General features: G+C 71.2%; 11 protein-coding genes and 1 tRNA gene. 7 read left to right on the forward strand and 5 right to left on the reverse strand.

Going from position 1 to position 12,249, the window contains the following annotated elements; all coding sequences use genetic code 11:
• Positions 1-8: 8 nt before the first annotated feature.
• The 3 genes from purB (at position 9) to RM446_RS06855 (ending at position 4,844) form a co-directional block, all read left to right on the forward strand.
• Positions 9-1,316 carry an adenylosuccinate lyase gene (purB, locus tag RM446_RS06845; protein ID WP_311544303.1) on the forward strand — a complete coding sequence of 436 codons (1,308 nt, stop codon included), beginning with the start codon at positions 9-11 and terminating at the stop codon, positions 1,314-1,316.
• A gap of 707 nt (positions 1,317-2,023) precedes the next feature.
• Positions 2,024-3,325 (forward strand): UDP-N-acetylglucosamine 1-carboxyvinyltransferase, encoded by a 1,302-nt coding sequence (gene murA / locus RM446_RS06850; protein WP_311544304.1) that lies wholly within the window; start codon positions 2,024-2,026, stop codon positions 3,323-3,325.
• A gap of 253 nt (positions 3,326-3,578) precedes the next feature.
• Complete coding sequence (locus tag RM446_RS06855; protein WP_398694677.1) at positions 3,579-4,844, forward strand: transcriptional regulator; 1,266 nt, start codon at positions 3,579-3,581, stop codon at positions 4,842-4,844.
• Between the two features lie 151 nt (positions 4,845-4,995).
• Here RM446_RS06855 and hisC read toward each other — a convergent pair whose 3' ends face one another.
• The gene (hisC, locus tag RM446_RS06860; RefSeq protein WP_311544305.1) at positions 4,996-6,081 is read right to left on the reverse strand and encodes a histidinol-phosphate transaminase; all 1,086 of its coding nucleotides are present in this window, start codon (positions 6,079-6,081) and stop codon (positions 4,996-4,998) included.
• Between the two features lie 114 nt (positions 6,082-6,195).
• On the opposite strand from hisC, the gene RM446_RS06865 reads away from it, so the two are divergent.
• The 4 genes from RM446_RS06865 (at position 6,196) to RM446_RS06880 (ending at position 10,122) form a co-directional block, all read left to right on the forward strand.
• Positions 6,196-6,909 carry a hypothetical protein gene (locus tag RM446_RS06865; protein ID WP_311544306.1) on the forward strand — a complete coding sequence of 238 codons (714 nt, stop codon included), beginning with the start codon at positions 6,196-6,198 and terminating at the stop codon, positions 6,907-6,909.
• A gap of 380 nt (positions 6,910-7,289) precedes the next feature.
• Positions 7,290-8,501 (forward strand): ATP-binding protein, encoded by a 1,212-nt coding sequence (locus RM446_RS06870; protein ID WP_311544308.1) that lies wholly within the window; start codon positions 7,290-7,292, stop codon positions 8,499-8,501.
• A 937-nt stretch (positions 8,502-9,438) separates the two neighbouring features.
• Positions 9,439-9,957, forward strand: a complete 519-nt coding sequence (locus RM446_RS06875; protein ID WP_311544310.1) for a SigE family RNA polymerase sigma factor — start codon at positions 9,439-9,441, stop codon at positions 9,955-9,957.
• A gap of 76 nt (positions 9,958-10,033) precedes the next feature.
• A tRNA-Ser gene (locus tag RM446_RS06880) sits at positions 10,034-10,122 on the forward strand.
• Positions 10,123-10,187: 65 nt separating this feature from the next.
• Here RM446_RS06880 and RM446_RS06885 read toward each other — a convergent pair.
• The 4 genes from RM446_RS06885 to RM446_RS06900 form a co-directional block, all read right to left on the reverse strand.
• A complete protein-coding gene (locus tag RM446_RS06885) occupies positions 10,188-10,355 on the reverse strand; it encodes a hypothetical protein (RefSeq protein ID WP_311544311.1) in 168 nt (55 codons plus the stop codon).
• Between the two features lie 135 nt (positions 10,356-10,490).
• Positions 10,491-10,814, reverse strand: a complete 324-nt coding sequence (locus tag RM446_RS06890) for a hypothetical protein (RefSeq protein ID WP_311544312.1) — start codon at positions 10,812-10,814, stop codon at positions 10,491-10,493.
• 268 nt (positions 10,815-11,082) lie between these two features.
• The gene (locus RM446_RS06895) at positions 11,083-11,385 is read right to left on the reverse strand and encodes a hypothetical protein (RefSeq protein WP_311544313.1); all 303 of its coding nucleotides are present in this window, start codon (positions 11,383-11,385) and stop codon (positions 11,083-11,085) included.
• 222 nt (positions 11,386-11,607) lie between these two features.
• Positions 11,608-12,189 carry a TetR/AcrR family transcriptional regulator gene (locus RM446_RS06900; RefSeq protein ID WP_311544314.1) on the reverse strand — a complete coding sequence of 194 codons (582 nt, stop codon included), beginning with the start codon at positions 12,187-12,189 and terminating at the stop codon, positions 11,608-11,610.
• Between the last annotated feature and the right edge of the window lie 60 nt (positions 12,190-12,249).

Raw genomic sequence — 12,249 nt, forward strand, 5'->3', positions numbered from 1 at the left:
ATGGGCGGGTGATCGAGCGCTATACCCTTCCGGAGATGGGGCGGGTCTTCTCAGACGCCCACAAGTACGAGCTCTGGTGCCAGGTCGAGACGCTGGTGCTGGAGGCCCACGCGGACGACGGGACCGTGCCCGCCGACGCGGTGGAACCGGTGCGCGCCGCACCGCCCCCCACCCCCGAGCGGGTCGCCGAAATCGAGGCGGTCACCCAGCACGACGTGATCGCCTTCCTCACCGCCTGGGCCGACAACACCGAGCCGCGCGAGGCCGCCGCCTGGGTGCACTTCGGGATGACCTCCTCGGACCTGCTGGACACCGCGCTGGCCGCCCAGCTGGTCGAGGCCACCGACATCCTGCTGGCCAAGGCCGACACCCTGGTCGCCGCCCTGCGCGACCACGCCCTGGCGCACCGCGGCACCCTGCGCGTCGGCCGCACGCACGGCATCCACGGCGAGCCCGACGTGTGGGGCCACCGCGTCGCCGACTTCGCGTTCGGGCTGGCGCGCTCGCGGGACCGGCTGCGCCGCGCCCGCGAGGCGGTCGGCGTGATGGCCGTCTCGGGCCCGGTGGGCACCTACTCCAACATCGACCCGCGCGTCGAGGCCTACGTCGCCGAGCGCATGGGCCTGCGTCCTGCCGACGTGTCCACCCAGGTGGTGCTGCGCGACGGCATCTCCGAGTGGGTCTCGTGCCTGGCCATCACGGCCACCGTGTGCGAGGCGGTCGCCCTGGAGGTCCGGCACGGACAGCGCACCGAGGTGCGGGAGCTGTGGGAGCCCTTCGGCAAGGGCCAGAAGGGCTCCAGCGCCATGCCCCATAAGAGGAACCCGATCCTCTCCGAGCGGATCTGCGGCATGGCGCGCAACGTGCGCGCGCAGATCGTGCCGGTGATGGAGGGCATCCCGCTGTGGCACGAGCGGGACATCTCGCACTCCTCGACCGAGCGCATCTCGCTGCCCGACGCGGCGATCGCCGCCGACTACCTGCTCCACGTGACGACGCGGCTGGTGAGCGGACTGGTCGTCGACACCGACCGGATGCGCGCCAACCTCGACTCCACCGGCGGGCTGATCTACTCCTCCACCGTCGTGTCCGAGCTGATCGAGACCGGGGCCTCGCGCGAGGACGTCTACGCGCTGGTGCAGGCCGCCGCGATGGGCACCTGGGACTCGGGCACGCCCTTCCGCGAGACGCTGCGCGCAGAGGCCGCCGAGCGCGGGGTCGCACTCGACGAGGAGCGGCTGGACGAGGTCTGCCGCCCCGAGCGCTTCGTGCGGCGGCTGGACGGCCTCTTCGAGCGCCTGGCGAAGCTGAGCTAGGCGCGCACACGACGCCGGGCCCGTGCGGGTGCCCGCCCGCGGGCGCGCTCAGCGGGCGCTCCAGCACCCCGTGGGGGCGCACACGCCGCTCGGCGCCTGCTGCCGCACCCCTCGTCCGGCCAGCCCGCGCGCCCCGCGCCGGGCGGCCGCAGTGGCCCGGATGGCGAACCTTGGAGCCGTCTTGACCGGGCGCGGCCGCGACACGCCCGGTGCTCGCGTGCGGTCCCGCACACACCTCGGCGCGCGGAACGCACCGCCCTCGGCGGCTCCGGCGCACGTCGAGGCCGGTCACGGGAACGGCGGCGTCCCCGGCGGCCCTCCTCCGCGGACGGTGCGCCGGTGATCCGAAGCACGATGTCTGCGAAGGGAACGCGCAGGACATACAGTGGAAGCCGCCCTTTGCCCGGACGCCGGGAAGCCCAGCACCCCGCAAAGGGCGCCCCAACAACCCGCCATCTCCGGGATCGGCGCGCCACCTGGTATTACGCCCGAAGTACGCCTTGCCTGCCGCGGTCGGCATGAGGTCCGCCTCAGCGGGCACACGACTCGTAGTGCCAGTCAGCGCCCAACACCGAGCCCGGACACTCGCCGATGGCTATCAGGTTGAGCCCGCCTCGTCGGAACGCTCCACCTGACATCCGCGTCTGAGAACGCACCGAGTCCGACGAGAACGACCCCTACACCTAAACAGCCTCACGAAGGAGCACATGAGCATGGGCCAGGAGGTTCGTTACCGCGTCCGCGGCGGCCGTCCCCTGAACGGGACGGCGTTCATCCAGGGCGCGAAGAACGCCGTGCTGCCGATGATCGGCGCCGCCCTGCTCGCGGCCAAGGGGCGCACGGTGCTGCGCAACGTCCCCCTCATCGAGGACGTCCACCGCGCGCTGGAGCTCGCCGAGCACATCGGGGCCAAGGTGGAGTTCCATGAGGCCGAGCGCACGGTGGTGATCGACGCCTCCCAGCTCAACGACCCCGAGCGCGCCGTTCTGCCCGCCGACATCGCGTCCCGGTTCCGCGGGTCCGTGCTGTTCGTACCGGCGCTGATGCACCGTATGGGCCACGCCCGCATCGAGGGTGTCGGGGGATGCAACCTCGGCAGCCGCAAACTGGACTTCCACTACCGGGGCTTCGCCCGACTCGGCGCCGAGGTCACCGAGGACGACGCGCGGAACCACATCAACATCGAGGCCGGCAACCTGCGGGGCGGCCACCTCTACCTCGACACGCCTTCCCACACCGGCACCGAGAACCTCATCATGGCCGCGGTACTGGCCCCGGGAACCACGGTCATCGAGCACGCGGCCCTCGAACCCGAGGTGATCGACGTCATCGAGTTCCTGACCCGCATGGGCGCCAAGATCAGCGGCGGCGGCACCGGCTTCATCACGGTCGAGGGCGTCGACGAGCTCACCGCGGTCGAGCACACCATAATGTCGGACCGCATCGACGCCGGCGTCTTCGCGATGATGGCCGCGGCCACCGGCGGCGAGGTCAGCCTCGTCGGCGCCCACCTGGAGCACCTGGGCGTCGCCCGCTGGAAGCTGGAGCAGATGGGCGTGGAGTTCGCCCAGCAGGGCGCGGTGCTGCACGTGCGCCGCGACGCCGGCGCCCCGCTGCGTCCCATCAACGCCGTCACCTCGCCCTACCCCGGGTTCGCCACCGACCTGCAGTCGCCGCTGATGGCGCTGGCCACCATGGCCGAGGGCGAGAGCTACCTGCACGAGGCGATCTACGACGGCCGGTTCGCGCTGACCGACGAGCTGACCAAGATGGGTGCGAAGATAGAGGTCGACGGCACCCGCGCAATCGTCCACGGCCACACGGCGCTTCGCGGTACCCCGGTGGTCGCCCACGACCTGCGCACGGGCGCCGCTCTGGTACTCGCGGGGCTGGTCGCCGAAGGCGAGACGGTGGTCGCACCCGGTTATCTGGTCGACCGCGGTCACGCTCAGTTCGAAAAGCGGCTGGTCGCATTGGGTGCCGACGTTGTGCGTGAAGGCTCCGAATAGTCACTGAATTCGCAGATTAGGCCGGGGTGGGGGCGACCGGCTCCCACCCGGGCTTTCGGCGTTCTGTGTGAAACGATCTTCATTGGCCCCGCACAATGGGTACGATCTCGGCAACCATGCCGTGACAGGGAACAGGTTCGGGAAAACCAGTGGGCGCACATAGTGAAGAGCGTGGAATGGTAGCGGGGAGCAGCCCGAGGTGAGTGCGCAGCGAACTGGCGATCTGACGATTGGTGTCATCGGTCCCCATGAAGTGGTCGAGCGGGTGATGCTCATGGGACCGGGGTCCACGGGACCGCTCAACGCCAGACTCATCGCCGCCGCGTATCGAGATGAGCAAGAGGCGACCGACAAGGTGCTGCGCCTGGGGTCGGCGATCGACGCGTATCTGTTCGCCAGCCCCGTCCCCTACGAGTTCGCACGGAAGGCGGGCGTGCTGACCATGCCCGCCACCTACGTGCCTCTGGGCGGAGCCAGCCTGCACGAGGCCCTGCTGCGGGCCACCCTGGACGAACGGCTCGATCCCACGCGGGCCAGCCTCGACGTCCTCAGCCGCACCGACGTCGTCGAGGCCTATTCCGAGGTCGACCTGCCCGTCGACGGCATCCACGTGCACGAGGAGCTCACCAGCACGGCCCAGCTGACCTCGTTCCACGAGGGCCTGTGGCGGCGCAAGTCCACCCGCATGGCGATCACATGCGTGCGCGGCGTCGCCGAGCGGCTGGAGTCCATGGGCGTTCCGGTGATGCGCCTGCGGCCCACCAACGCGGGGGTGCGCAGCGCGCTGCAGACCGCCGGGCTGCTGGGCGCCCACCACCGGCTGGAGGAGGCGCAGCTCGGTGTCGTCATCGTCGACGTCCCGACGCTGCGCGACTCCTCGCGCCGCTCGACGCCCCGCTACTGGCGCGACGAGCTGCGCCTGTCGCTGCAGCGCCTGCTGCTGCAGGAGGCGCACCGGATCAACGCCACGGCGCACCCGGTGGACGACCACACGTTCATGGTGACCGCCACCCGCGGTTCGCTCGTCAGCGCGACCGAAGGGTTCCGCCAGCCGCCGTTCGTGGAGCGCATCAAGGCCGAGCTCGGCATCGCGATCGAGGTGGGCATCGGCATGGGCCGCACCACGCAGGACGCCGAGACCCACGCCCGCGCCGCGCTGAGCCGGGCGCAGGCGACCCGGCAGAGCTTCGCGGTCGACCGGGAAGGCCGGTCGCTGGTGCCCGCGCAGCGTGCGCCTCAGCGCCAGACGACCGAACCGCTGCGGACCAAGGGGCGCGAGACCCTGCTGCGGCTCTCGGAGAAGATCGCCGAGGAGGACGGCCCCCTCGTGGTCGACGCCGAGAACGCCGGGCGCATGCTGGGCGTGACCCCGCGCACGGCCCGGCGGCTGCTGCGCACGCTGGTCGAGGAGGGGCTCGCCTGGCCGCTGCCGCCCAACCGCACGCTGCAGCCGGGGCGACCGCGCCAGCTCTACCGGCTCATCCTGGAGAAGCTGGACAAGGACAAGGCGGGCAAGTAGCCGCTTCCGGCATGTGCCCGACGCATCGGGGGCCGGTGCCGCTGTCGGCGGCGCCGGCCCCCGATCGCGTTCCGCGGGAGCGGGGGCCTGTCGCCTGCGCGGCGGGAGGCGCGGGCGCGCGCAGCGGTGCGGCCGACGGGACCCGGCCGGGTCAGTCGCGGTTGCGGTGCGGGAACTCGCGGGCGACGTCGAGGAAGGCGTCGTTGTCCTCCGCTGCGCCGATGCTCACCCGCGCGCCCTCGCCCGGGAACGCGCGCACCGCCACACCCTCGGCAGCGGCCGCGGCGGCGAAGTCGCCGGTGTGCTCGCCCAGCCGCAGCCAGACGAAGTTCGCCTCGGTCGTCGGTACCTCCCAGCCGTCGGCCAGCAGCGCGTCGCGCACCCGCTCACGCTCCTTGACCGTGGCATCCACGCGCTCCAGCAGCTCCTTTTCGGCGGCCAGCGACGCCACGGCGGCGGCCTGGGCGACGTGGTTGACCGCGAACGGGACCAGCGTCTTGCGGACGGCGGTGGCGATTCGCGGCGGCGCGATCATGAAGCCGGCCCGCAGCGCGGCGAGGCCGTAGGCCTTGGAGAACGTGCGCAGGACCGCGACGTTGGGGCGGTCGCCGAAGCTCGCGACGCCGTCGGGGACCTGCGGGTCGCGGACGTACTCGCGGTAGGCCTCGTCGAGCACCACCAGCACGTGCTCGGGCACCCGGTCGAGGAACGCGGCCAGCTCGGACTCGCGCACAGCGGTACCGGTGGGGTTGTTCGGGTTGCACACGAAGACGACGCGCGTGCGGTCGGTGACGGCCTCGGCCATGGCGTCGAGGTCGTGGGCCTCGCCGCGCAGCGGGACGGTCACCGGCGCGGCGCCCGACAGCTCCACCAGGAGCGGATAGGCCTCGAACGAGCGCCACGCATAGACGATCTCGGCGCCGGGGTCGGCGGTCGCAGCCAGGATCTGCTGCAGCAGGCCGACCGAGCCCGCGCCCAGGGCGATCCGCTCTTCGTCGACGCCGAACCGGTGGGCCAGCGCCGCGGTGAGCTCGGCGGACGCGGCGTCGGGATAGCGGTTGAGGTCCGCCGCCGCGGCGGCCACCGCCTCGCGCACGGAGGGCAGCGGTCCGTACGGGCTTTCGTTCGAGGAGAGCTTGACCGACCGGCCGCCCGGCGAGACCACCGTGCGCCCGGGCTTGTAGGCGGGGATGGTTTCGAGCGCGTCCCGGAGATATGGCGAATTCGGCTCCGACACCGTTGTCCTTCCTCGATACTCTGTGCACTGCCCAGGCTACTTTCGGCGATCACCGCCAGGGAGAAGCGCCTGCGGACCTCAGCGGCAATATCGCACAGAAGAGGAAACAGCACCATGGAGCACCCCCTGCCAGCACGAAGGGCGACGGCCGCAGCACTCGCCGCGGTCGCCCTCGCCGCCGCAACCGCCTGCGGCGGCGCCCAAGGGGACGACAGCGACAGCGGCGACCCCCGCGCCGACGAGGCCCAGCGGCTGCACAAAGCCCAGCTGGTGCAGTTCGAGGAGGCCAAGGTGGTGCCCCAGCGAAGCGAGGCGGGCACTTACGCGGAGCTGTCGACCACCAAGCAGACCGACAAGCTGCGCAAGACCGCCGAGCTGGACAAGCCGCAGTGCATGGACGCCACCAACCAGTGGGCGGACCTGCCCGAGGTGCGCAAGGCGCCCACGTCGCTGGCCACCTTCGCACGCGGCGACGACACGATCACCCACACCCTGATCGAGGTGCCGGAGGAGACGGCCGAGGAGGTCGTCTCCGCCTCGCCGCCCGAGGGCTGCGACAGCTACAAGGCGACCATTAAGGACGGGTCGACGACCTCCTACCGGCTCCAGGAGGTCGAGGTGGAGGAGATCGCCGACGGGTCGCGCGCGTTCGCCGTGGAGACCGCGATCGGCGGCGAGAAGGTGTGGCTGTACCGCCTCGTGTACCGCAACGGCGGATACCTGGGCACCACCGCTGTGCTCGGGCCCGACTCCGAGAAGGACTACCGCGAGACCGTCTCCGCCTTCAGCCGCGCGGCCGTGGAGCGCGAGGACAAGCTGCTGGCCTGAGAGGTCGTCGGGCGACCGGCCGGCGACGCGGCTGCAACCGGGTACACCACCGTCGATCTTGTAGCCATCGCGAATGGAAGTCACTTTCTTTCACGATAGCCACAAGATCGACGGGTTTCGGCGGGTGGCGCACCGGCCTCTCATCCACTAAAGTCCTCAGTGATCGAACACACGTTCGAGATAGGGGAGTGGGGGGCATGACCACGGCAGCGCACGTCAGGGGTCGGACCGCGCCCGGACCCACCGGGGTCGGGCGCGCCCCCCACTCCCCGTTCGACGACCGCCGGGCACTGCGCCGGGTCGACTGGGACGCGCCGTCGTCTGCTGCTTTCTACCGCTCTCTAGAGGCAGCACTAGAGCCGCGTATAGAGTCCGATGGCATGGACCCCGTGCGCAATCCCTATGCTCCGGGCGCCGGCCAGCGTCCCCCCGAGCTCGCCGGGCGCGAGCGCGAGCTGCGCCAGTTCGAGGTCGTACTCGAGCGGGTGTCCCGGGGACGGCCGGAGCGCAGCACGGTGCTCACCGGGCTGCGCGGCGTCGGCAAGACCGTGCTGCTCAACACCTTCCGGTCGATGGCCATCCAGCGCCTGTGGGGAACCGGCAAGATCGAAGCCCGCCCCGACCAGTCGATCCGCCGCCCGGTGGCGGCCGCCCTGCACATGGCCCTGCGCGAGCTCGCGCCGCGCCACCGCGCGCCCGACCGCATCGAGCACGTGCTGGGCGTTCTGAAGGCGTTCGCCCAGGCCAAGGAGGACGAAGCCGCATCCGGCAAGGCCGGCGCCAAGGCCGCCAAGGGCGGTCCGCGCTGGCAGCCGGGCATCGACGTCCCGGCGGTTCGCGGCCGGGCCGACTCCGGCGACCTCGAAATCGACCTGGTCGAACTGTTCCTCGACGCCGCGTCCGTGGCCACCGACCTGGGTGTGGGCATCGCCCTGTTCATCGACGAGATGCAGGACATCACCCCCGACGACGTCTCCGCCCTGTGCACGGCCTGCCACGAGCTCTCCCAGAACGGCGGGCCGCTGATCGTCGTCGGCGCCGGGCTGCCGCACCTGCCCGCGGTGCTGTCGGCGAGCAAGAGCTACTCCGAGCGCCTCTTCCGCTACACCCGCATCGACCGGCTCAGCCGCGACGCGGCCGACTACGCGCTCACCGCACCGGCCGACACCGAGGCGGTCGCCTTCGACTCCGGGGCGCTCGCAGCGCTCTACGAGGTCTCCGACGGCTACCCCTACTTCGTGCAGGCCTACGGCAAGGTCACCTGGGACCACGCGCTGGACACCCCGATCACCGCCGAGGACGTCGAGATCGCGGCGCCCGAGGCCGAGGAGGAGCTCGCGGTCGGCTTCTTCGGCAGCCGCTACGAACGCGCCACCCCGGCCGAGCGCGACTACATGCGGGCGATGGCGTCGCTGGGCGACGAGCCGGTGCAGACCACCGAGGTCGCCACCTCCCTAGGCCGCCGGCCCTCCAGCCTCTCGCCCGCCCGCGACAGCCTGATCAAGAAGGGCCTCATCTACAGCGCCGAGCGCGGCACCATCGCGTTCACCGTCCCGCACTTCGGCCGCTTCCTCCGCCGCCAGCCGGACTGAGGCAGGGCGGGCGCGTGCGGCGTGTGACGTATGTCGGGTTGTATCGGCGTTTCTCGGATTTTTGCTAGATCACGCTAGACAGGGCAAGAGGCACCGAGGCGCCGCATCGCTAGAAGTCTCTAGATGGATCTAGCGCATATTTTATAGAGCGCTAGATAGGCGTAGAGATGCGCCCTCGGCGCCGGTGCCGCAGTCGGCGCATCGGTCGCAGAAGCGGGAGGAGACGGCGGCGCAGTCGACCAGCGGCAGCACGGCCGAGCGATCCGCGCACTCGTTGCGCACCCCGACGGTCGTGCCGAGCGAGAGCCGGATAGGCGGCCCCGCGCACATCGCCCTGGGCCGGGTCGCCGACGGCGGGGTCGTACCAGGAGACCGTGCCCCGAACGCGGCCTCCGCCCGCAGCGGGCTCCTTCGGCGGAGCCGCGTCCCACACCGCGAACGGCGGCTGGGTGGTCGCCGGCACCGACGCGTAGACGGTGCCGTCTCCGCGGGCGCACGTCGACGGGCATGGCGCCTCCTTCGGTGGTCCTGGCCCATTGTCGCCGCGGGCGGCTCGGGAGCGGCTCCACACGCCGGAGTCGCCGCATTTCGCGGCCGTACCGGTACCGGGCGGGGCGGACGCGCCGCGGCGGGCGCGGCCGCGGCTGCGGCGGACCCCTCCGCACCCTCCGATGACCGAGCGTCACGCGGCGCGGTGGCCGCTCAGCTCGGGAGGCCGAAGGCGAACCGCCCGGGCGAGCGTGACCTGGGACGACTCGCACCCCCCCCCCCCCCCACAACAGGGCATCGAACGTCCCGTTTGTGCAGAGATGAGGCCGATGAGAGCTACCGATTACTCCCGCCGTGACACAGTGAAATCACGATGGCGATGTGAGCCGGGGATGCGTTCCGGGCCGCGGTCCGGGTGCGCACCTACCGACTCCGGGGCGGTGATCGCGTGACGGGAACAGCACACAAGTCGAGGTACGAGGAGTTCTCCGCTTACGTCAGCGATCGCGGTCCTGCGCTGCTGCGCATGGCGCGCTCCCTGGCCAACAACAGCTCCGAGGCCGAGGACCTGCTGCAGGCCGCCCTGATCAAGACCTTCTTCGCCTGGGACAGGATCGCCAGCCCCAACGCCCGCGACGGCTACGTCCGCCGCGCCATGGTCAACACCCAGATCTCGGAATGGCGCCGGCAGCACATGTCGATCTATCCCACCGGTGACATCCCCGACCAGCGCATCGAAGACCCCACCTGGAAGACCGACCTCGCCGACTCCGTCCACCGCGCCATCAGCCGGCTACCCGACCGGCAGCGGACCATGGTCGTACTGCGCTACTACCAGGACATGACCGAGGTCCAGATCGCCGACCGGCTGGGCGTCACCCTCGGCACCGTCAAGAGCACCCTCTCCCGCGCGGTGAACAAGCTCCGCCAGGACGCGGACCTCACCATCGACCGTGCGACGACCTGATCGGGGCTCGGCGGCCGCGCTCCCGGTCATTCGTTTTGCGCCGAGCACCGGGCGCTCGGTAGTGTTGTTCCGGCCAGGAGGCTTCGCCTAGTCCGGTCTATGGCGCCGCACTGCTAATGCGGTTAGGGTTCACGCCCTTCCGGGGTTCAAATCCCCGAGCCTCCGCAGGTCAGAAGGGGTCTGTCGCACAGCGGCAGACCCCTTCGCCGTGTTGCGGGTCGCATCCCCGGTCAGAAGACGGGACCCCACCAGCCGAGGTGTTCGCCGAGGTAGGCCGCTCCGATCAGCAGGAGGACGAGGGCGTAGCAGCCGAGGAACTCCAGGCAGCCGCTTTCGCGGAAGAGCCACCCGAGGACGATCAACAGGAGGACGGCCGCGGTCGGACCGATGATGATCACGGGGTGCTTTTACCCGTTCATGACCCGGCGGACACTCCTGTTTCCCCCGCCCTGATCGGCGCGCCGCCCGACGAGCGGCGAGGGCCGAAGATCCGCGCGGTCCTCAAGCGCCCCGTCGACTGAGCGTCAAGCGGTTCAGTCCCGCGTGAGGCGGCTTCTGATCTCCTGGAGCACCGCCCTCCAAAGCCACGAGGCCGTCGTCGGGCCGGCGACGAGGATCGCGATGCCCGCGTACACCACCTGATCGGTTTCGGTCTCGGCGCACCGCCCTTCGGGAAAGCGGGTCCCGGCCTCCCAGAGGAAGCCGCAGTCACCGTAGCCTTCCCCGAACACGGGCACCGGTCCGAGGAGCAGGCAGGCAGCCGCCCCCCATGCCAGCACGGCGATCGTGGCCACATGCCAGTAGCGGGTGCTGATGTACTCCCCGATGGGGGCCAAGGTGGAAGGTGTGTCACTCATGGGGGTTCCTGTCGCCGTCGTGCAAGCCTCGCCCACCCAAGCACAGCCCTACGCCTACCGGCATGCGGGGATCACTTCAGCCTCAAGCGGCTTCCCGGCCCGTCCGATCCCGAGAGGCCGGAACACCGGGTCGCCGACCGCCGCCAACGTGTCGACACCGAAGTCCATACCGGGTACGACCGGGACGGGGCCGATGTCCCGCGAAGGCGGGCGACCTGCCGGGAACCGGCGAGGCGATCGGGCCGACCGATGCGGTGTGCCGATCGGCTTACCCGGGGACCTTGGTGACCCGGACGGAACCGGTGCCGTCGATGATCTGCCAAGAGTTCGCGAGCACCCGGGCGAGCGGCAGGAAATCGCGCTCCGCCGGGGTGGTGATCTCGCTAACGGGATCGAGCGCCGCGAAGACGCACCAGCCCTTTCCGGCGACCTTGCACGCCCAAGGGGCCAGTTCGGCGGGCATCTCCTCGGGCAGACCGCCGTCCGTCTCCGGCTCCAGCGCGATCCCGCGCCGGTCGGCTTCGCGCTGCATGACGCGGGCGGCGTGCTCGCCCACTGCCAGGTGCGTCACTGGTCACTCCTTCGAGGATCGCGCCATGACCCGTACTCGGTGCGGTCGTCCGCCCGGACACGTTCCACCGTGCAACGACGATAACCGGTCACCCCGCGCCGAAGGGCCGCGAACCCGATAACCGCCCCGGCGGCCGCTCCGCGCCGAGGGCCGCGGCCTGCCCGGGCGTCGCGGCCGACCTGCGCGATCCCGTCGCGGCATGCCGTGGCTGAGCAGCGGGGCCTACTCGGCTGCGCCGTCGGCGGACGGGTGGAGGAGGCGGGCCGTGAGGTCGCGGACCGTCCGCATCCTGGCCTCGCCGCCGTCGATGCCGCAGTGCGCGATGGCGCCTTCCAGGAGGAGGAACACGTGCTCGGCGAGGTCGTCGGCGTCGGCGCCCGGCGCGTCCTCGGCGATGAGGTCGGCGAGGCGTGCGCGCACGGAGCGCTTGTGCTCCCTGATGACGGCCCGGCCCGCGTGGCCGGGGGGAAGCTCGGCGGCGGCGTTGATGAAGGCGCAGCCGCGCTCGACGTCCAGCCGGGGGTGCCAGATGTATGCGTCGACCAGCGCCAGGGTGCGCGGGGACGCGGCGGCGGCCAGGCCCTCCTCCAGGTAGGCCCACCAGTCCTCATGGCGCCGACGCAGATAGCGCACCACCAGCTCGTCCTTCGAGCCGAAGCGGTCGTAGAGGGTCTTCTTCGTCACACCGGCGGTGTCGGCCACCAGCGCCACCCCGACCGCGTTGATGCCGTCGCGGTAGAACAGGCCGCCCGCAGCGTCGAGGATGCGCTGTCCGGCCGGTGTCGTGTCCGCTGGTGTCGCCATGCCGCTAACTATACCCACCGGTGGGTTGACTCAACCCTGCACACCGCCCACCCTGGAATG

It is taken from the genome of Streptomonospora wellingtoniae, assembly GCF_031845375.1.
Lineage (GTDB): Bacteria > Actinomycetota > Actinomycetes > Streptosporangiales > Streptosporangiaceae > Streptomonospora > Streptomonospora wellingtoniae.